Annotated in this window: 15 protein-coding genes; 3 read left to right on the top strand and 12 right to left on the bottom strand. The window is 72.2% G+C overall.

From position 1 onward, the window contains the following. Positions 1 to 50: 50 nt before the first annotated feature. The 3 genes from ACH4MY_RS32350 to ACH4MY_RS32340 form a co-directional block, all read right to left on the bottom strand. Positions 51 to 866 (bottom strand): response regulator, encoded by an 816-nt coding sequence (locus ACH4MY_RS32350; protein ID WP_398007548.1) that lies wholly within the window; start codon positions 864 to 866, stop codon positions 51 to 53. A 38-nt stretch (positions 867 to 904) separates the two neighbouring features. Next, positions 905 to 2,128: a sensor histidine kinase gene (locus tag ACH4MY_RS32345; RefSeq protein WP_398007546.1), complete on the bottom strand. Its 1,224-nt coding sequence runs from the start codon at positions 2,126 to 2,128 to the stop codon at positions 905 to 907. A 97-nt stretch (positions 2,129 to 2,225) separates the two neighbouring features. Further along, positions 2,226 to 4,343, bottom strand: a complete 2,118-nt coding sequence (locus ACH4MY_RS32340) for a type IIA DNA topoisomerase subunit B (RefSeq protein WP_398007544.1) — start codon at positions 4,341 to 4,343, stop codon at positions 2,226 to 2,228. Between the two features lie 433 nt (positions 4,344 to 4,776). Here ACH4MY_RS32340 and ACH4MY_RS32335 point away from each other — a divergent pair, with 433 nt between their 5' ends. Beyond that, positions 4,777 to 5,007 (top strand): hypothetical protein, encoded by a 231-nt coding sequence (locus tag ACH4MY_RS32335; protein WP_189832487.1) that lies wholly within the window; start codon positions 4,777 to 4,779, stop codon positions 5,005 to 5,007. A gap of 172 nt (positions 5,008 to 5,179) precedes the next feature. Here the strand turns inward: ACH4MY_RS32335 and ACH4MY_RS32330 are convergent, their stop codons facing one another. From ACH4MY_RS32330 to ACH4MY_RS32300, 7 genes are all read right to left on the bottom strand, one after another. Beyond that, positions 5,180 to 5,998, bottom strand: a complete 819-nt coding sequence (locus ACH4MY_RS32330) for a serine protease (RefSeq protein WP_398007542.1) — start codon at positions 5,996 to 5,998, stop codon at positions 5,180 to 5,182. Between the two features lie 155 nt (positions 5,999 to 6,153). Then, positions 6,154 to 7,698: an RNA polymerase sigma factor gene (locus tag ACH4MY_RS32325; protein ID WP_398007649.1), complete on the bottom strand. Its 1,545-nt coding sequence runs from the start codon at positions 7,696 to 7,698 to the stop codon at positions 6,154 to 6,156. 379 nt (positions 7,699 to 8,077) lie between these two features. Next, positions 8,078 to 8,965 (bottom strand): FadR/GntR family transcriptional regulator, encoded by an 888-nt coding sequence (locus ACH4MY_RS32320; protein ID WP_398007540.1) that lies wholly within the window; start codon positions 8,963 to 8,965, stop codon positions 8,078 to 8,080. 160 nt (positions 8,966 to 9,125) lie between these two features. Continuing rightward, entirely contained in the window at positions 9,126 to 10,883 is a 1,758-nt protein-coding gene (locus tag ACH4MY_RS32315; protein ID WP_398007538.1) for an ATP-binding cassette domain-containing protein, read from the bottom strand. Between the two features lie 120 nt (positions 10,884 to 11,003). Next, positions 11,004 to 11,816 carry an NUDIX domain-containing protein gene (locus tag ACH4MY_RS32310; RefSeq protein WP_398007536.1) on the bottom strand — a complete coding sequence of 271 codons (813 nt, stop codon included), beginning with the start codon at positions 11,814 to 11,816 and terminating at the stop codon, positions 11,004 to 11,006. Positions 11,817 to 11,925: 109 nt separating this feature from the next. Then, entirely contained in the window at positions 11,926 to 14,019 is a 2,094-nt protein-coding gene (locus ACH4MY_RS32305; protein WP_398007535.1) for a glycogen debranching N-terminal domain-containing protein, read from the bottom strand. Positions 14,020 to 14,134: 115 nt separating this feature from the next. Then, complete coding sequence (locus ACH4MY_RS32300; RefSeq protein WP_398007533.1) at positions 14,135 to 15,607, bottom strand: DUF4192 domain-containing protein; 1,473 nt, start codon at positions 15,605 to 15,607, stop codon at positions 14,135 to 14,137. A 141-nt stretch (positions 15,608 to 15,748) separates the two neighbouring features. On the opposite strand from ACH4MY_RS32300, the gene ACH4MY_RS32295 reads away from it, so the two are divergent. Together ACH4MY_RS32295 and ACH4MY_RS32290 are read left to right on the top strand one after the other, a co-directional pair. Further along, complete coding sequence (locus ACH4MY_RS32295; protein WP_398007531.1) at positions 15,749 to 17,932, top strand: RecQ family ATP-dependent DNA helicase; 2,184 nt, start codon at positions 15,749 to 15,751, stop codon at positions 17,930 to 17,932. A 228-nt stretch (positions 17,933 to 18,160) separates the two neighbouring features. Beyond that, positions 18,161 to 18,790, top strand: a complete 630-nt coding sequence (locus ACH4MY_RS32290) for a hypothetical protein (protein WP_398007529.1) — start codon at positions 18,161 to 18,163, stop codon at positions 18,788 to 18,790. Between the two features lie 59 nt (positions 18,791 to 18,849). Here ACH4MY_RS32290 and ACH4MY_RS32285 read toward each other — a convergent pair whose 3' ends face one another. Beyond that, the gene (locus ACH4MY_RS32285) at positions 18,850 to 19,470 is read right to left on the bottom strand and encodes a hypothetical protein (RefSeq protein ID WP_398007528.1); all 621 of its coding nucleotides are present in this window, start codon (positions 19,468 to 19,470) and stop codon (positions 18,850 to 18,852) included. Between the two features lie 106 nt (positions 19,471 to 19,576). Next, entirely contained in the window at positions 19,577 to 20,287 is a 711-nt protein-coding gene (locus ACH4MY_RS32280; protein ID WP_398007526.1) for a ribonuclease HII, read from the bottom strand. Position 20,288 lies beyond the last annotated feature (1 nt).

The following is a 20,288-nucleotide window of genomic DNA, read 5'->3' as shown; positions in this document are numbered from 1 at the left end:
TGGACAGAGCGGGAAGATCCCGGACTCTTCTCCCCCCTCGATTCACCCCATCAGGTGACTCCTCTCCCAGGTGACCTGACCAGACCGTGCTGATATGCGTACCGCACGGCCTGCGCCCGGTCGCGCACCCCGGTCTTGGCGAAGAGGTTGTTGATATGGGTCTTCACCGTGGCCGTCGAGATCCGCAGCCGCCCGGCGATCTCCTGGTTGGAGAGCCCGTCGGCGACGAGCACGAGCACCTCGGTCTCCCGCTCCGTGAGCCCGTCGTCCGGCGGGGCTCCGGGGCCGTCCGCGGCAGCCGGGCCGTCCGCCCCGCCTCCCGGCCCACCGGACACCGTCCACGAGCCGCCCTCGGCCCGCCCTGGGCGCTCCGGGCGATCGGTCCGGTCGGTCCGGTCGGTCCGGTCGGTCCGGTCCAGCAGCTGTTCGAGGAGCCGCCGCTGCACGGAGGGGGAGAGGCCGGCCCGCCCGTCGGTCACATCCCGCAGCGCCCGTACGATCTCCTCCCCGTCGGCGTCCTTGGTGAGGTACCCCCGCGCTCCGGCCCGCAGTGCCGGAAACAGGGAGTCGTCGTCGGCGTACGTGGTGAGCACGACGACCTCCGTCCCCGGGTGCCCCTCGCGAATCCGACGCGTGGCCTCGACACCGTCGCAGCGGGGCATCCGCAGATCCATCAGGACCACGTCCGGCGCGAGCTCCGCGGTCAGCGCCACCGCTTCCTCCCCGTCCCTGGCCGCGCCGACGACCTCGACCCCTGGCAGCAGCCCGAGCAGCATCACGATCCCCTCCCGCACCACCGCCTGGTCGTCGGCGACCACCACCCGCACGTCACGATTCCCTTCGGGGCCCCCGGCGCCCTCTCGCATGGGCCGGTCTTCCCGACCTTCGGCCCTCTCCTCGGCGCTCATGCCGGCACCCGCAGCCGCACCGCGAACCCCGGCCCCTCGGGCCCGGCGTCCAGGCTGCCGCCGAGCAGTTCGGCACGCTCCCTCATGCCGAGCAGCCCGTACCCGGAACCGGAGGAGCCCAGCCCGTACCCCTCGCGCCCGCCGTCGGCCTTCGGCGGTGGCCCGGAGTCGCGTATCTCCAGGGAGATCCCGTCCACCTCGTAGGCGAAGCGGATCCGGGTCCGCGCGCCCGGAGCGTGTTTGCGCACATTCGTCAGGGCCTCCTGCGCGACCCGGCGTACCGCCTGGGAGGCCTCGGCCGGCAGGCGACGGCGTTCGCCGGTGACGTCGACCTCGGTGCGGTCCTCCCGCGCCAGCTCCCGCAGATAGTCCTCGACGGGCACCATGTCGCCACGCAGCGCCGACAGCGCGTGACGGGTCTCGGCGAGGCCCTCCCTGGCCATGGAGCGGGCCGAGGTCACCAGCTTGAGGATCTCCGCCCGATCCACTCCGGCCTCGACCTGGAGCCGCGCGACTTCCAGGTGAACCATCTGGGCGGAGAGGCTGTGGGCGAGCACGTCATGTATCTCCCTGGCGATCCTGGCCCGCTCCGCCAGTGCCGCCGACGCCGCCTCGGCCTCCCGGGCGAGCCGCTCCTGCGCTGCCAGCTGGAACCCGGCTCCCCTCGCCTGGGCGTCCAGCCGGAGCGAGTACCCCGCGAGCAGCACGGCTCCGGTGGTGAGTCCCGCCCCCAGCATCCCGGTCTCGTCGGCCTCCACGAATCCGGGCACGAGCACCGCCACGGTGGCCAGGCCCACCGGGAGCGGCAGCCGTTCCACGGCCATGATCGAGACGATTATCCAGAGGACGGTGGCGGGCGTCGGCGCCCCGGCCGCGTACGCCCCGAGACCGCAGAGCGCGATAACTCCGAGGAGCCCCAGCGACGCCGCCGCCCGGTGGTCGACAGTCGCGTGGTGAAAACCCAGCGCCGCCGCCACGCAGAGCCCGAACCCGAGCGCGGGCAGGGGCGCGGACCAGCCGTCGAAGGCCCCCGAGGTGTAACAGCCTGTGAGCACCCAGGCGCTCACGGCCGTGACCATGACGTAGTCGAGGACGATCCTGCCCCGGGGCACTCCCATACGGGTGAGCGCCTCCCGTGAGGGCCAGGCGCTCCAGGAGCTCTCCTGGGCCGCGCCGCTCCTCCAGAGCACCCGGCCGCGCTTCTCGCGCTTCTCGTCCATGACTGTCCCCCTCCGTCACACGAATGCTACGGAGAGTCGGAGACGGTGTGATCGGCCCGTGGGTGGAGCTTCTGGCTCCACCCACGGGTGGAGCGCCTCAGGCGTCGATACGCGAACGGTCGAGGGTCGCCGCGGAGCCGGTGATGAACTCCTTGCGGGGTGCCACGTCGTTGCCCATGAGGAGGTCGAAGACCTGCTCCGCCGCGTCCAGGTCGCCGATGTTGATCCGGCGCAGGGTGCGGTGACGCGGGTCCATCGTGGTCTCCGCCAGCTGGTCGGCGTCCATCTCGCCCAGACCCTTGTAGCGCTGAATGGCGTCCTTGTAGCGGACCCCCTTGCGTTGGAACTCCAGCAGGGTCTGGCGCAGCTCGTTGTCCGAGTACGTGTAGACGTACTTGTCCTGGCCCTTCTTGGGCTGGACGAGCTCGATCCGGTGCAGCGGGGGCACGGCGGCGAAGACCCGCCCGGCCTCGACCATGGGCCGCATGTAGCGCTGGAAGAGCGTCAGCAGCAGGCAGCGGATGTGGGCACCGTCGACGTCGGCGTCGACGAGGAGGACGATCTTCCCGTAGCGGGCCGCGTCGATGTCGAAGGTGCGGCCCGAGCCCGCTCCTATGACCTGGATGATCGCGCCGCACTCGGCGTTCTTCAGCATGTCCGTGACGGACGACTTCTGAACGTTGAGGATCTTTCCGCGGATCGGCAGCAGGGCCTGGAACTCGCTGTTGCGGGCGAGCTTGGCCGTACCGAGGGCCGAGTCTCCCTCGACGATGAAGAGCTCGCTGCGCTCCACGTCGTCGCTACGGCAGTCGGCCAGCTTGGCCGGCAGAGAGGAGGACTCGAGCGCGGTCTTCCGGCGCTGCGCGTCCTTGTGCTGGCGGGCCGCGATCCGGGTGCGGGCCGCCGCGACGGCCTTCTCCAGGACGGCACGGGCCTGCGCCTTGGCGTCCCGGTTGGTGGAGGTGAGGAAGGCCTTGAGCTCCTTGGCGACCACGTTCGCCACGATCCGGCGGGCGGCGGACGTGCCGAGGACCTCCTTGGTCTGTCCCTCGAACTGCGGCTCGGCGAGGCGGACCGTCACGACGGCCGTGAGCCCCTCCAGGGCGTCGTCCTTGACGATGTCGTCCTCGGCGACGCGCAGCATCTTCGCCGAGCGCAGCACCTCGTTCACCGTCTTGGTGATGGCCTGCTCGAAGCCCGAGACATGGGTGCCGCCCTTGGGGGTGGCGATGATGTTGACGAAGGACTTGACCGTCGCGTCGTAGCCGGTGCCCCAGCGCAGGGCGACGTCGACGGCGAGCTCGCGGGTGACCTCGGTCGGGGTCATGTGGCCGCGCTCGTCGAGGACCGGGACGGTCTCCTTGAAGGTGCCCTGGCCGGTGAGGCGCTGGATGTCGCAGACGGCCTTGTCCTGCGCGAGGTACTCGCAGAACTCGCTGATGCCGCCGTCGAAGCGGAAGGTCTCCTCGCTCTTGCCGATCCCGGCCAGATCCCGCTCGTCGCGGACGACGATGGTGAGGCCGGGCACGAGGAAGGCGGTCTGCCGGGCGCGCTGGTGCAGCGTCTCCAGGGAGAGCTTGGCGTCCTTGAGGAAGATCTGCCGGTCCGCCCAGTAGCGGACGCGCGTGCCGGTGCGGTTCTTGGCGACCCGCTTGCCCTTGCGGAGGCCGTTGCCCGGGTCGAAGGGGCTGTCGGGGCCCTGCTCCGTGAAGATGCCCGGGACGCCCCGCCGGAAGCTGATCGTGTGCGTGGCACTGTTCCGGTCGACCTCGACGTCGAGGCGGGCCGACAGGGCGTTGACCACGGAGGCACCGACGCCGTGCAGACCGCCGGAGGCGGCGTACGATCCGCCGCCGAACTTTCCGCCGGCGTGCAGCTTGGTCATGACGACCTCGACCCCGGAGAGTCCGGTCTTCGGCTCGACGTCGACCGGGATGCCTCGGCCGTTGTCCCTGACCTCGACGGAGCCGTCGTCGTGAAGGATGACGTCGATGTGGTCGCAGTAGCCTCCGAGAGCCTCGTCGACGGAGTTGTCGATGATCTCCCAGATGCAGTGCATCAGGCCGCGGCTGTCGGTGGACCCGATGTACATACCGGGGCGCTTGCGGACCGCTTCGAGCCCTTCGAGTACGAGCAGGTGCCGCGCGGTGTAGTTGGAAGCGTCACGGTCTGCGGTCAGCAGCGCACTGGACGGCACGGACGTTTCGGCGGTCACGCGGTTCGCTCCTCGCTGAATTTGAAATCTGGCCCGATGGGGTAAGGCCCGGCGTCGGTCACCGGTCAGAGGGTACCGATGCCTGGTAGAGCCGTTGTAACGCCACCCTCCCCGTTTCCTCATGCTAGTCCAGCGTCGCATGGATGTTCGATCCCTCGATGGGGTGACGCGAACATCACGTTCCCTTCCAGGCATGAACCATTTAGGCTCCGGGCACGTCCTCATCAACAACCGGCAACCACGCCGGGAGGGCTAACCGACACAAGCAACGCGAAATCCGTAGAGCGACGCAATACGGCTCATTCGCCGCCAACCGGCAGCAGACAGCCACCTTCGGAAGAAGTTTCAAGGAAAAGGCACGAGCGGGAACGTTTTCGGCCTGGTTGGATGTTGACCCTGGTACGACAGCTCGTCGAGCTAGAGAAGAGGCGACGTGACTACTGTTCTGACCCCCGCGAGCCCCCTGACGGCCGCTGACCGCTGCGACCGCTGCGGCGCCCAGGCGTACCTGCGCGTCGTCCTGACCAGCGGAGGTGACTTGCTCTTCTGCGCCCACCACGGACGTAAGTTCGAGCCGGAACTCAAGAAGATCGCCGTTGAGATACAGGATGAGACGGACCGCCTGACGGACGTGCCGGCCCGCACCATGGGCGACGACCACTGACGCCTCGCATCCACGACGAGCTCAGATCCGGCCACTGACCGGACGGCGGGCGGCCACCCCCGTATGCACAGGGGGCGGCCGCCCGTCCTCGTACCCACCGTGGAACCGGGCCCCCGCCCGGGCCCCGGCCCGCACCGTCGGCGCCCATGACCGGGCGCCGACGAGTTGCTGATCAGAAATCGGGCGGCAGCACCGCCGAGACCCGTGTGTACACCCCCGGGTTCTCCGCCTGCCCGCAGCCGCTGCCCCAGGACACCAGGCCGACGAGAAGCCCCTCGGCCACCAGCGGGCCTCCACTGTCCCCCTGGCACGCGTCCTTGCCGCCCTGCGGGTCACCGGCGCACAGCATCGTGTCGCCCCGGTACGCGACACCGAAGCCGCTCGGATACGCCCGCTCGCACGCACCGTCCGGCAGCACCTGCACCCGCGCCGTCCGCAGCGTGGAGGCATAGGTGCCGTTGCCGGTCGTGTCGCCCCAGCCGTAGACGTCCGCCTCCGTTCCCGGCGTGTACGCGGCGTCTCCGGCACGGGCGACACCGATCACGTACGACTGCGGCAGCGCGCTCACGAGCGTCAGCACCGCGAGATCGCCCGCGTTGGTCGTCGGGTCGTAGTCGGGATTGACCCATGTGTCGGAGATCCGCACCTCCTGCCCGCCCTGCCCACGCAGCGTCTCCCGGCCCGCGATGGCCACGAAGTCACGCACCTCCCACGGCTCGCCGCCGAGGACCTCCCTGCCCAGGCAGTGGGCCGCCGTGAGCACCTTGGTCGGCGCCACGACCACGCCGCCGCAGAACTGACCCGCGCGCGTACCTCCGAACCGGTCACGGCTGGACAGCGCCACGACCCACGGCGCGTCGGCGATCCGGGCCTGTTGGCCGCCCACCACGACGCTGTCGGCGGCCACGGGCGCGGCGGTGGCGACCTGTCCGGCCGCTGCGGCGATCAGACCCAGAGCACCCGTCAATGCACGGGTGAGGGAACCACGCATGGAGCCTCCTGACTCTCCGGTGATGTCGGTTCACCCAGCGTCCAACACGTGGCCGCGCCGTGCACCCGCGCACAGCCGGAGGGCCCGGCTCCCCCTGGGGGGAACCGGGCCCTTCCGCGTACCGCTCCGTACCTCGATTCCGAGGCTCGTACGGATCAGTCGAGGTAGTCGCGCAGCACCTGCGAGCGCGACGGGTGACGCAGCTTCGACATCGTCTTCGACTCGATCTGACGGATGCGCTCACGGGTCACGCCGTAGACCTTGCCGATCTCGTCCAGCGTCTTCGGCTGGCCGTCGGTGAGACCGAAGCGCATCGAGACGACACCGGCCTCACGCTCGGAGAGCGTGTCGAGCACCGAGTGCAGCTGCTCCTGGAGGAGCGTGAAGCTCACCGCGTCGGCCGGAACGACCGCCTCGGAGTCCTCGATCAGGTCGCCGAACTCGCTGTCGCCGTCCTCACCCAGCGGGGTGTGGAGGGAGATCGGCTCACGGCCGTACTTCTGGACCTCGATGACCTTCTCAGGGGTCATGTCGAGCTCCTTGGCCAGCTCCTCCGGGGTGGGCTCACGGCCCAGGTCCTGGAGCATCTGACGCTGCACACGCGCGAGCTTGTTGATGACCTCGACCATGTGCACCGGGATACGGATGGTGCGGGCCTGGTCGGCCATGGCGCGGGTGATCGCCTGACGGATCCACCAGGTGGCGTACGTGGAGAACTTGTAGCCCTTGGTGTAGTCGAACTTCTCGACCGCGCGGATCAGACCCAGGTTGCCCTCCTGGATCAGGTCCAGGAAGAGCATGCCGCGGCCGGTGTAACGCTTGGCCAGGGAGACCACCAGACGGAGGTTGGCCTCCAGGAGGTGGTTCTTGGCCCGGCGGCCGTCCTCGGCGATGATCTCCAGCTCGCGCTTGAGCTTCGGCGCGAGCTTGTCCGAGTTCGCGAGCTTGTCCTCGGCGAACAGGCCGGCCTCGATGCGCTTGGCGAGCTCGACCTCCTGCTCGGCGTTGAGGAGCGGGACCTTGCCGATCTGCTTCAGGTAGTCCTTGACCGGGTCGGCCGTGGCACCCGCGACGGCGACCTGCTGCGCCGGAGCGTCGTCCTCGTCGTCGTCGGACAGGACGAAGCCCTTGCTCTCGCCCTCGGTCTCCTCCTCCTCGCCCTTGCCGGGCGCGACGTCCTCGAGCGGCTCTTCGCCCTCGACGTCGTCGGCGTCCTTCTTGGACGTGGCCTTCTTGGCAGCCGTCTTCTTGGCGACGGTCTTCTTGGCCACCGTCTTCTTGGCGACGGTCTTCTTCGCGGCCGCCTTCTTGGCCGCGGATCCGGCCTCGTCGGCCGGGTCATCGCCCTCGGCCGCGGAGGCCGTGGCCGCCGTGACGGTCGTCTTCGTCACGGCGGTCCTGGCGGTGACGGTCTTGGTGGCGGTGCGCTTGGCCGGGCTCTTCGCTGCGACGCTCTTGCGGGCGCGCTTCGGCGACTCCGCTGCACTGACCATCAGCGTCACACCCTCTTCCTCGAGGATCTGATTGAGGCTGCGCAGAACATTCTTCCACTGGGTTGGCGGAATCTGGTCAGCCTCGAAGGCCCGACGCACGTCATCGCCGGCGATCTGCCCATCAGCCTTTCCCCGCTCGATGAGCGCCATCACAGACTCGGACTCGGCGATCTCCGGCGGGAGCGTACGGGATGTGCTGGCCGACACGAACAACCTCTCGGAACGATGGAAACGGCTTCCGGCCCCGCCCTGGATCGGGCTGGAGCCGACGACCGTCGACGGGGAATGTGCCGACGGCGCGGGCTGGACCGGGGAACTGCACAGCGCCTCCATCGGCTGCTGTATTCCTTCCTCGGCTGTCACCTCTTAGGTCATCGCACGGCTCGGAGGAGTGTTACGCCCAATCTTCGTGGCCCGAGTCACACCTCATGTGCGACGAAACAACGCAGAGGAGTAAATAAGGGTACATTCACGCCGCCGAAATCGGGGCGTCACCCGGGGAACCCCTTCCAGGTTCCCCGGGTGACGCTCGGACCCGGCGGCACGTGATGCCCGCACCTCCACGCTCCCGGCCACGGCCCGCGCGTCAGTGTTCGCGGGGGGCGGGGACGACCCGCTCCACCTCGGGGTGGACGATGAGCAGCGCCCGCATGGCCGTCTCGGCGCCGTGGGCGTCCCCGGCGGCGAGCGCGTCCACGATCCGCGCATGGTGCGAGAGGCAGGCCTCGCTCGGACGGTCACAGCCGGTGACGGGACCACCGGACACCTGGAGCGCGGCGCCGACGATGCCGGAGAGGTGCTCCAGCATCCGGTTCCCGGCGAGCTGGATGAGGAGCGAGTGGAACTCGGTGTCCGCGCGGGAGAAGGTGATGCCGTCCCCCTGGGCGAACGCGTGCCCCATGATCTCGACCATGTCGGCGAGCCGCTGCTGGACGTCCTCGCGGCCGTGTCCGGCGGCGAGGCGGGCGGCCAGGGGCTCGATGGTCCAGCGCAGCTCGTTCAGCTCCCGGCGCTGGTCGTCACGCTGCGGGCCGAAGGCGCGCCACTCGATGATGTCGGGGTCGAGGAGGTTCCAGTCGCTGACGGGCCTGACGCGGGTGCCGACGTTGGGGCGGGCGCTGACGAGCCCCTTGGCCTCCAGCACGCGCAGCGACTCGCGCACGACGGTGCGCGAGACCTCGAACCGCTGGCCGATCTCCTCGGGCACGAGCGGGCGGTCGGCCCCGAGGTCGCCGGAGACGATCATCTGGCCGAGCTGCTGGACGAGCTGCCCGTGCAGCCCGCGCCCCCGGTTGCCGGTGCCGCGGCGGCCGACGCGGCCCAGGTCGGTGTCCACCCCCTCCCAGGAGGGCGGGCCCACGCGGCCGGCGGCGGGCGCCTCCGCGTAGGGGTAGCGGTCGAGATCGCCCGGGGCGCCGAGGCCGGAGTCGACGGAGCGGGCGGCGGTCATCATGGTGTGCGCAAGGGTACTCACGCATCCTTTGTCGGCGTTGCTTCCGTGACCCTTGAGGTCTTTGGTGAAAAGCACACGAAAGGGTGATCGGCACCCCCTGCACAATTGACGATTAATCGGACATATTGGTCAGCTTTCAAGGGAGTTGACGGCTAACCGGAATCTTTCGGTCCGAAAGTGATCACCAACGAGCCTTACGGCGAAGGCCCGTGAACACATAGGCACACAGCAACCCCGTCAACGTCAGCGAGAGAGCCACCCCCGCGGGCTGACCGAGCACCCGCAGCGCTCCCGCCAGCCAGCGGTCCGCCGCCGGAGACCACTGCGGACCGGCGAACTCGCGCAACCGCGCCGGGAGTCCGGCGGCCGACCGCACCGACGGCCCGGTCAGCACCTTCTGCAGCAACGGGACGAACGCGACCGGCACCGCGAGGACCGCCGCCACCCCGGCCGCCGCGGCCCGGAACACCCCGGCGCCGAGCACCCCGGCCCAGGCGCAGCCGACGAGCAGCCCCAGCCAACTCGCGCACAGTGAGGGCCAGTTCTTCGGTACGGCGATCAACTCGCCGCCGTAGACGAACCGCAGAACCTCCAGATCCGCCAGCACCACGGCCGCCCCGAGCGCGAGGGCGACGGCCGCCGCCACGGCGAGCTTCGCCAGCAGCAGGCCAGGCCGTCGGGGTACGGCTCCCCGGCCCGTCGTGAGCGCCGGATAGCGATACTCCTCACCGAAGGAGAAGGCACCCAGCAGTCCGGCCCCGAGGGCGGCGGGCGGCAGCGGGGAGATCTCGGGCCAGCCGGCCAGCACGGCGGGCAGCGCGGCGTGACCACCCCGCCCGAGGAGCAGGGCGAGCGCCACGGAGCCGAGCAGGACGGCCGCCACGACGAGCGGGGTGGACGGCACCCCCAGGAGCCGATGGATCTCGTACCGCAGCGGGCGCAGCGGCGAGCGGGCGGGCCTCCGCGCGCCTCCCGGCTCCCCGGCCGAGGCCACGGGGGGCGCGAGGGCGGGCCGCCCGGAGTCGGACCGCCGGGGCTCGTCACCCTCCGGAGCGCGCCGGGCCGGCCCGGTGTCGCCGGTCTCGGCGGCGAGCCGGTGGATCGGTACACCGTGGCGGAACGCCGTGTCGCCGACGGCCGCGCAGTCGCTGCCGTAGACCGACAGGCGATTGCCGTCCTCGGCGACCACCTCCACGGGGCGTCGTGCGGCCCTGGCCTCCTGGGCGACCACCGCCGCCAGCCGGGCGGCCTGCGGGGTGCGGACGGCGACCCGGGGGCGCAACCGGGTACGGGCGAACTCGGCGACGTCCTGGTCGCCGGCGAGCCGTCCGCCGTCGAGCGTGACGACGCGGTCGGCGTTGCGGGCCGCGTCCTTGGGGTCCCCCGTGGTGTACAGCACGGTTCCGCCCTCGTCCGCGTGCGCCCGCAGGAGCTCGTACAGCCAGGCACTCTCGGGTACGGAGAGCCCGGCGCCCGGCTCGTCCAGCAGCAGCGTGTGAGGGGCGCCCAACAGGGCCGAGGCGAGGCCGAGTCGGCGATCGGCCCCGATCGGAAGGGTGCCGATCCGCCGGCGCTCCAGGCCGCCGAGGCCCACGGCCCGTGTCAGCTCCTCGGCCCGCACGGCGGGTACTCCCGTGGCGGCACAGAGCATCCGCAACTGCCCCCGGAGTGTGCGGGAGGGGTGTCCGGGGATGTCACCGAGGAGCACGCCCACCTCGCGCGGAGGGTGGGCGATGCGGTGCAGTGGCCGGCCCCGGAAGTAGGTGATCCCGCGGCCCGGCTCGAGTTCGAGCATGAGGCGGAGCGCGGTGGTCTTCCCGGAGCCCGGGGAGCCGAGGAGAGCGGTCACGGCACCCGGCCGGGCCTCGAAGGTCAGATCGTCCACGGCGGGCGGGCGATCGCGGCGGGGCGTGCTGGTCAGTCCGATTGCCTGGAGCATCGCTTCTCTCGCGGTAGGTGACACCGCTCCGCGGCAGGGCGGTGCTATCGCAGCAAGATAACGCTACATTTCGGACTTTCGGTGCAGGGTTGGCACCCTGAGCAACGGATGGACCGTCCGTCAGACCTCGGGACGCAGCATCGGCGGGTTGAGGAGAGTGGCCCCACCTGCCCTGAAGAGCTGGGCGGGGCGCCCGCCCTGACGGGTCGTGGTGCCACCGGCCGGAACCAGGAAGCCGGGCGTGCCGGTCACCTTCCGGTGGAAGTTGCGCGGGTCCAGGGACACGCCCCAGACGGCCTCGTAGACGCGCCGCAGCTCCCCGACCGTGAACTCCGGCGGGCAGAAGGCCGTGGCCAGGGAGGAGTACTCGATCTTGGAGCGGGCGCGCTCCACCCCGTCGGCGAGGATCCGGGCATGGTCGAAGGCGAGCGCCTCCGGGCCCCCTTCCTTCTCCTCGCTCGTGGTCTTCCCGGCCGCCGCGGCCGGCTCTGCGTGCCCGGCGAGCGCGTCCTCGCCGAGCAGCTCCTCGACCGGGGCCCAGCGCGCGCTGTTCGCGTCGCCGCCGGCCCTCGGCGCGGGAAGGTCGGGGGCCAGAGCCAGGTGCGCCACGCTGACCACCCGCATGCGCGGGTCCCGGTCGGGCGCCCCGTACGTCGCCAGCTGCTCCAGGTGAGCGCCGTTGCTCGGAACGGGCGGCGGGGCCGCCGGATCGTGGGCGCAGAGGCCCGTCTCCTCGACCAACTCGCGCGCGGCGGCGGCACCGAGGTCCTCCTCCGCGCGCACGAAGCCGCCGGGCAGCGCCCAACGTCCCTGGTACGGCGCTTCTCCCCGCCGTACGACCAGCGTGCAGAGCGCATGGCGGCGCACGGTGAGCACGACCAGATCGACGGTGACGGCGAAGGGCGGATAGGCCGACGGGTCGTAGGGAGGCATGCCGCGATCATAGTCGTCTTCCTGACGATAAACACGCCCCCCGGAAGCATCGGCGGCGACTTCCTCACCCCGCCGCGAGTCTTCCCTCGTGTCCGTGTCCGGCATCCCCTCACACCCCCAGCTGAAGGCCCTCGGCGGCCTCCTCGACCATACCGAGACCGAGCCTGCCGACTCGCACGGCGAACGGCTCACCTGCGACCACGAGCCCCGAGAAACGGATCGCTCCGAGCGGTGCCGACCGCAGCGGCTGCGTCGACACGGAGCGGCCCGGTGCGTCCGGCCGGATTCCGGCGAGGGCGAGCAGAGCGTGTACGGCTCCGGCGGCCGCGACGGCCGCCGGTCGGCACGCGGCCGGGTGCGGCACCGGGCGCCCGCCCGTCGTCCGCTGCTCACCCGCGTACATCTCGGGCAGCCGGTATCCGAAAGCCTCCGACGCGTCGAGCAGACCGCGCAGCAGGGAGGCGGCCTCCTTCTCGTGGCCGAGGGCGGAGAGTCCGGCCACGGCGACCGCCGTCTCGTGCACCCGCACCGAGCCCGCCCGGTGGCCGAAGGGGTTGTGTCCCGGCTCCTTGGCCCCCAGGCTGCGCAGCCCCCAGCCGGAGTCGAGGGCCGGGGTGCCGAGCAGCCTCGCCACCTGCTCGGCCTCGGTCCTGTCCAGCAAGCCCTGCGCAGGACGGCCGCCGTCCAGCAGGCCTGTGTCGAGCAGGTGTGCGGCCCAGCCGCCCAGCTGAGGCCACACCCGGCCGTCCGGCCCGCGGGCGACGGCGGGCCGGCCCCCCGCGCGGTCGTCGAGCCAGAACTCCCGCCGGAAGCGCTCGCGCAGGCTCCGTGCCGCTTCGCGCAGCGCGTCTCCCCCGGGCCTCCCGCAGGCGTCGAGCAGGTCCGCCCCGAGCAGGGCGGCGCGATGCGCGTGCGCCTGTGTCTCCGCCCGCCAGGGGCCGGCGGGCCCCGGGTCCGGCACGAGACCGCTCCCGCCGACCGCCCGGCGCAGCCAGTCGAGGCACCGCTCCGCCACGGGAAGAAGCTCCTCCAGGTCCGTCGCAGGGAGCCCCCAGCGGCGGGCCTCGGCGAGCACGACCGGAAAGGCGAGGGTGGCCTCGATGCCCGTGCAGCGGGGCGGAAGATGCGGACCCGAGTCCCTGAGAGGTCCCGGGATGCGTCCGGACTCGGTTCCGCCGCCGACGAGCTGGGTGCGGCCGAGCGCGCGCAGGGTGGTGACGGCGAGCCGGGTGCCCAGGGGAAGGGCCATGCGAGCCGCCCAGAGCGCCTCGGCGGTAACCGGTCCGCAGCGCCAAGGGACACCGGCCGCGAGGTGCACGTCCGCGGGGTGCGCGGGGTCGCGCTGGAGCAGGGCCCGCAGGTCCTCGACGGACGCCCGCAGCAGCTCCCCCGGGCGCGGATCGTCCCCCTCGGCGAGGGCCTCGGCGAGGACGTGACCACCGGGCCGTCCGGCGCCCGCACTCGCACTCGCACTCGCGGAGCCGGTGGGACGGCCGGCCGAGCCGTCACGTAGCCGCAGGCGGATCGTGAACGCGGCTCCCGGCGCCAGCTCCGCCTCCCAGCGCAGCACCCCCGCCGCCGCCAGGGCGTCCATGGGCGGCGGGTCCGCCGTGACGGCGACGGACCGCCCGTCGCCTCCGGTCCAGCGCAGGCCGGTGCCGTGGACGCTCGCGGTGAGCTCCGGCCCGGACCGTCCGGACGCCACCGCGCCCAGGTCCGCGAGGTCCGTGCCCAGAGAGACCTCCACAGGGAGCCGGAGGGGGCGGGCGACGGAGCTGCGCAGGGTGATCCGTTCGGTTCCGTCGGCGCTCCGCGCGCGCTCGACGGTGAGACCGGGATCGGGCCCCATGTCTCCGGGGACACGGACGACTCCGAGGAACACGGCCCGGTCGGCGCTCGCCATGCGGCCCTGGAGGGCGAGGGGCTCGCGCCCCGCCACCCGCAGGACGCAGCGGGACAGCAGCCGTCGCCCTGCCGCGTACACCCCCTCGGGTCCCTCACCGGTGAGCTGGCCGTGCTCGGCGCAGACGGCGAGGGCGGGAAGGGCCACGCAGAGGAGCGCGTCGTGCACCGAGGGGAGCTCCGCGGGCCGCGCCACGCGCGGAGGCGTGGCGCCGGGTCCGGACGGGCGGACGGGGGCGGGACCGGGACCGGGCGGATGTCCGGTGGAGCGGCCGGGGGCCGGGACAGGGCTGAGGGCCATGGCGGGTTCGGGGTGCTCTCTGTGCGGACCGGGCGGCCGGCGGGGTGTCGGCGGCACGGTTCGGACGACTCCGCCAGAGAGCTGAACGCGCCTGCGGGCAGCGGGGTCACGGCCCTCATCGGCCGCTCCTGGTGCCGCGCTGCCCTCCGGGCCTCGGGGCCCCGCTCCCCGGCTTACCCGTGGCGGGCCCACCGGGCCGGACTCCGGCCGTCGACCGGCGCTCCCCGCCACCGGTCCGGTGACCGGGCTTCCGGAGGGCCTGCCGGGTGCCCTGCGAGCGGGCGGTACGCATCCGGACCCGTCGGGAGGTGGCGGGAGCGGCCTGTTCGGAGACGGCCCTGGTGTCCCGCTCGGCCCGCAGGCAGGAGCGGAGCGACTCGGGGTCGAGCCCTTCGTTGCACGCCTGGTGCAGCAGCCGGGCGAAGACGTATTCGGGGTCGGCGTCGAGCGCGAGTCCCAGGGCCACCCGGGCGGTCGGCTCGTCGCCGGTGGACCAGGCGACCCAGCCCGCGAGGGCGAGGGGCGCTGCGGCGTGCTCCTGGTAGGGCTTGACGCAGCGCCGGGCCAGTACACGCCAGAGCCGCAGGGCCGCCGTGGCCTCCCAGCCCTCCATCCATTCGGCGGCACGGTCCCGGGTGACCCGGTCCTGAAGGCCGATGACGAGTGCGGCGGCTTCGCCGACCGTGACCAGGGCGTCGTCGGCCGCGTCGCCCTCGGCCGTTCCGGTGACGTTCCTCCCCGCGTTCGTCGGCGCCGACGGGACGCCGGCGCCGACCGGGGCGGTCGGGCCGTTCGGCCCCGCTGGGGCCGCTGGGGCCGCCGGGGCCTTCGGGCTCTCCTTGCGCTTCGGCTCGACGAACCGGCGGAGGATCTCGCGGGCGAGTCGCAGCGTCGCCTCGCGCACCTCCGTCCGTCCCTTGCCTTCGGCGTCTTCGAGGATCCGGGGGACGATCGCGGCCGCGGTCGCGTCGAGCGCCGCACGCTGCTCCTCCTCCCCGGGGGCGCCGGAGGGTGTGAACCTGCGCTCCATGTCGCGCAGGGAGCCCCGTACCTGTACTCCGGCGTACGCCGCGGTCGCCGCCATCACCGACGTACCGCTGAGGGCGAGCGGTGTCCCTTCGGGCGGACAGCACCGCGTGTCGGGGCAGCAGTAGGAGAAGTAGAGACCGTCGGAGATGCAGAGGGCTTCGTAGACCGGGATGTCCAGGTCGCCGCAGGCGGTACGGAGCCGCTGGGCGAAGGGGCGCAGGCGTTCCATGACCCGGCGGCCCGTCTCCCCCGCCGCGGGGTCCTGACAGAGGAAGACGACGATGCCGTCCGGTCGTGTGCCGCTCCTGCTGCCGCCCTCGACGAGGCATTCGGCGAGGTGGTCGGCGGTGGACGCCCATTCGCGGGGCGAGCGCGGAATGCCGAGCCTGACCCGGCCGCCGAAGCGGCCGCGCTCACCGTGCAGGGCGACCAGGACGACGGAGTCGGTGGGGTGGAAGCCCAGCATGAACGGAAGGGCGTCGGCCAGTTCCGCCGGGCCACGCAGGGTGATCTGCTGGGTACGGGAGAGTCCATTGGATTCGTGGTGATTCGCGTTCATGGTCAGGACGGTCTCGTGATCTCCCGAATTCCGAAACCCCTGTGGATAACTCCCGGAACGGGGCTTCCGTCACCCCGTCGAGTTGTCCACAGGTTCGGCTCTCATTCGCGCGATGTCCGAGGCATCGGGTTGCATGGAGGCATGACCCACGCAGACCCCCTGGAAGACCGCGCCGCGCTCCGGACCGCCGCCGATGCCGTGCTCGCCCGTCTCGTCTCGGACCCGACCGGCAGGGCGAGACTGCGCGAGGACCAGTGGCGGGCCATCGAGGCCCTGGTCGCCGACCACCGGCGGGCCCTGGTGGTGCAGCGGACCGGCTGGGGCAAGTCGGCCGTGTACTTCGTGGCGACCTCACTGCTCCGCGAGCGCGGCAGCGGCCCGACCGTGATCGTCTCCCCGCTGCTCGCGTTGATGCGCAACCAGGTGGAGGCGGCCGCCCGGGCGGGTATTCGCGCCCGGACGATCAACTCGTCGAACACGGAGGAGTGGGACACGGTCCAGGAGGAGGTGTCCGCCGGCGAGGTGGATGTGCTCCTGGTGAGCCCCGAGCGGCTCAACAACCCCGACTTCCGCGACCAGGTGCTCCCCCGGCTCGCCGCCGCCACCGGTCTGCTCGTGGTCGACGAGGCACACTGCATCTCGGACTGGGGGCACGACTTCCGCCCGGACTACCGCAGGCTGCGCACGATGCTGGCCGATCTGCCGTCCGGGGTTCCGGTCCTGGCCACCACCGCCACGGCGAACGCCCGGGTGACGGCGGACGTGGCCGAGCAGCTGGGTACGGGTGCCGGCACGGACGCCCTGGTGCTGCGCGGGCCGTTGGACCGGGAGAGCCTGAGTCTGGGAGTGGTCAGGCTGCCGGACGCGGCCCATCGGCTCGCCTGGCTCGCCGATCACCTCGGCGAGCTGCCCGGTTCCGGGATCATCTACACCCTGACGGTCGCCGCCGCCGACGAGGTCACGGCCTATCTGCGCCAGTGCGGTCACACGGTCTCCTCGTACACGGGCCGTACGGAGAACGCCGACCGGCAGCAGGCGGAAGACGATCTCCAGGCCAACCGGGTCAAGGCGCTCGTGGCGACCTCGGCCCTCGGCATGGGCTTCGACAAGCCGGACCTGGGCTTCGTGGTGCACCTAGGGTCGCCCTCCTCCCCGATCGCCTACTACCAGCAGGTCGGCCGGGCCGGGCGTGGCGTGGAGCACGCGGAGGTACTGCTGCTGCCCGGGCAGGAGGACGAGGCGATCTGGCGCTACTTCGCCTCGGTCGCCTTCCCTCCGGAGGAGCAGGTGCGCCGCACGATCGACGTGCTCGCGCAGGCCGGTCGGCCCTTGTCCCTGCCCGCGCTCGAGCCCTTGGTGGAACTGCGCAGGACCCGGCTGGAGACGATGCTCAAGGTCCTCGACGTGGACGGCGCGGTACGGCGGGTGAAGGGCGGCTGGGAGAGCACGGGCCGGCCCTGGGTGTACGACACGGAGCGGTACGCGTGGGTGGCGCGGCAGCGGGCGGCCGAGCAGCAGGCGATGCGCGACTACGCGGCGGGAACGGGCTGCCGGATGGAATTCCTGCGGCGCCAGTTGGACGACGAGGAGGCCGCTCCGTGCGGCCGCTGTGACAACTGCGCGGGAAACCGCTTCGATCCGAAGGTGTCCGACGCGGCCCTGGACGCGGCCAAGGGAGAGCTGGGCCGGCCGGGCGTGGAGGTCGAGCCGCGGAAGATGTGGCCGACGGGCCTGGCGGCGGTCGGGGTCGACCTGAAGGGCCGTATCCCCCTCGGCGAGCAGGCCTTCGGCGGCCGGGCCCTGGGGCGGCTCTCGGACATCGGCTGGGGCAACCGGCTGCGTCCGCTGCTGGCTGACACCGCTGCGGATGGTCCGGTTCCGGACGATGTCGTGCAGGCGGTGGTGCATGTCCTCGCCGACTGGGCCAAGGGGCCAGGCGGTTGGGCCTCCGGGGCGTCGGACGCCCCCGCTCGGCCCGCCGGTGTGGTCACGGTCGCCTCCCACCGCAGGCCGCGACTGGTGGGTTCGCTCGGGCAGCGGATCGCCGAGATCGGCAGGATGCCCCTGCTCGGTGCGGTGGAGTACGCGCCCGAGGCGGAGGAGCTGCGGTTGTCCCGGACCAACAGCGCCCAGCGGGTCGTCGGGTTGCAGCGGACCCTGACGGTCACCGCCGAGCTGGCGGGCCGGCTGGCCGAAGCCGGCGGGCCGATTCTCCTCGTCGACGACCTGTCCGACAGCGGGTGGACCTTGGCGGTCGCGTCGAGGCTGCTGCGGCGGGCCGGAGCGGAAGGGGTGTTTCCGCTGGTGCTCGCCGTCCAGGGGTGAGACAGGAGGGGAAACGGGGAGTGAACAATGGGCAACTGGGCAGGGATATGAGAGGCATTCCGACTCATTCCCGTCAGCGGCCTCAATTGCTCGTTGCCGCTCGCGCACGGGCCAGCAAGAATTGGGAGACCGCCCCGCACGGCCCGTCAGCGGTCCTGAAGGACTGTGCCGTGGTGCGCCCTCACCCGACCTTGCCCGCCTCGCGGGCGCGTATCCGAAGGGAGGACCGTGACCCTCGGATTCGCTCCGCCCACAGCCACCTCGCTCAGATCTTCGTCCGAGTCCGCCAACCGCCTCGCTCGGATACTCGAACCGGCCGAGTGGTCCGCGGCGGGGATCCCGTTGCTGCGCAATCCTCGTGAGGTCGTCAGCGGCCTGCACTCACGTCACACGCCCACGCCCTCGATGGCGGTCCTCGCTGTCCTGGACCACGAGGAACGGCTGGCCGCCAGCGCCTCGTTCGTCCGGCGCCCCTCGCCCGCGGACGGCTGGGACTTCCGCAACGCGCTGCTCGCGCATCTGCGGCGGGTCATTCCGCACGACCTCCGCAGGCGCACGCCGGTACGGACCGCGGTCCTGCTGTACTGCCGCGAGGGCGACGAGCGCTGGACGGAGGAGGACGGAGCCTGGATGTGGGGTCTCCGGGACGCCTGCACCCTGCACGGGCTCCGCTGCGGCGCGTACATCACGCTGACCCGCGCGGGCTGGCAGGTGCTCGGGGAGGGGCGCGGCGGTCGTCGTCCGAGCTCCGACTCGCCCCCGCTGCCGCTCGACGACGGGCCGGCCGAGCTGGGGCTGCTGACCCCTCGCACCGCGAGCGGCGCGGCCGAGCCCTTGCGCCGGGCCGCCGCCCGCTGATCGCCTGAACGACGACGGCCCCCGCCGGACCCGGTTCGGTCCGGCGGAGGGGCGGTCGGTCAGACTCCGGCGCCTGCTCCGAGGAGCGTGGTGACGCGCTGCGGGTCACCGCACACGACGAGAAGCGTGCCGGCGCGGGCCAGCGCCGACGGCAGGGCCGTGGCGGCCGTCTCGTCGTCTCCGCCGTTGACGGCGACGATGACCACGGGGCGGGCGGTGGCCCGCTCCACGGCGGCGGCGTGTGCGAAGAACACGTCGTCACCGGTGTCCTGCTGGGCCCAGTAGGAGGCCTCGCCGAAGGACAGCTCGTGCGTGACCCACGGGTGCGGGTCGCCGGTGGTGAGTACCAGGACTTCGCCCGGTGCCCGTCCGCTCTCCAGGAGCAGGTCCAGGGCCTCTTCGGCGGCGTCCAGCGCACCGTCGACGGGGGCCGGGATCAGCTGGAGCTGCGGCGTGGATCGCTGTTCGGAACGATTCTCCGGGGTGTTCGCCGGAGCCGGCCCGGCACCGGGGTGCGGGCGCTGTGCCGGGGCCGCGGGCCTGGCCGGACCCGGGACAGGACGTCCGGGACGCGGTGAGGCCGCGGAACGCGGGCCGGGTACGGGACGGGGGGTCGACGCGGTGGCGCGGGGACCCTGGGCGCTCTCGTGAATCTGAGGCTCCTCGGGGATGAGAGGCATGAGTGGATGTCTATCAAACGCCGCTGCGCGAAGCACCGGCGGGTGGGCACACATGTGCACCCCGGCCGCGTGGGAGCCCCTTCGACGGGGTCCCGCGACCGGAAGTTCAGAAGTCGAAGCCGAGTTGGCCCCCGCTTTCCAGCGCGGCCGCCTCGGCGGAGAGGCGGACCTTCTTGAGGTGGCGCCACCTGGGCATCGCGTCCAGGTACGACCAGGAGAGACGGTGGTGAGGGGTGGGCCCCAGCTCTTCGAGCGCCGCTTTGTGGACCGGCGAAGGGTAGCCCGCGTTGGCGCCGAAGGCGTACGCCGCGTACTCCTCGGCCCCGGTCCCCAGCTCCGCCATGACGGCGTCCCGCCGGACCTTGGCGATGACGGAGGCCGCCGCCACGGCGATGCAGGACTGGTCGCCCTTGATCACCGTGCGGACCTGCCAGGGGCTGCCGAGATAGTCGTGCTTGCCGTCGAGGATCACCGCGTCGGGTCGCACGGGAAGGCCTTCGAGAGCCCGGACCGCCGCGAGTCGCAGTGCGGCGGTCATGCCGAGCTCGTCTATCTCCTGCGGGGTGGCGTCGCCGAGCGCGTACGCCGTGACCCACCCCTCCAGCTCCGCGGCGAGCACGGTCCTGCGCTTGGGGGTGAGCAGTTTGGAGTCGGTGAGGCCCTCGGGCGCCCGACGCAGGCCGGTGACGGCCGCGCACACGGTGACGGGGCCGGCCCACGCCCCGCGTCCGACCTCGTCGACTCCGGCGACGATCTTGGCGCCGGTGGTGGCTCGGAGCGATCGCTCGACGGTGTGGGTGGGTGGTTCGTACGGCATG

Origin of the sequence: Streptomyces sp. NPDC017246 (genome assembly GCF_044331325.1) — a bacterium.
In the GTDB taxonomy this organism is placed as follows: Bacteria; Actinomycetota; Actinomycetes; order Streptomycetales; family Streptomycetaceae; genus Streptomyces.
The sequence above is the reverse complement of the archived record's forward strand: the minus strand, read 5'-3'. Positions and strand labels throughout refer to the sequence as shown.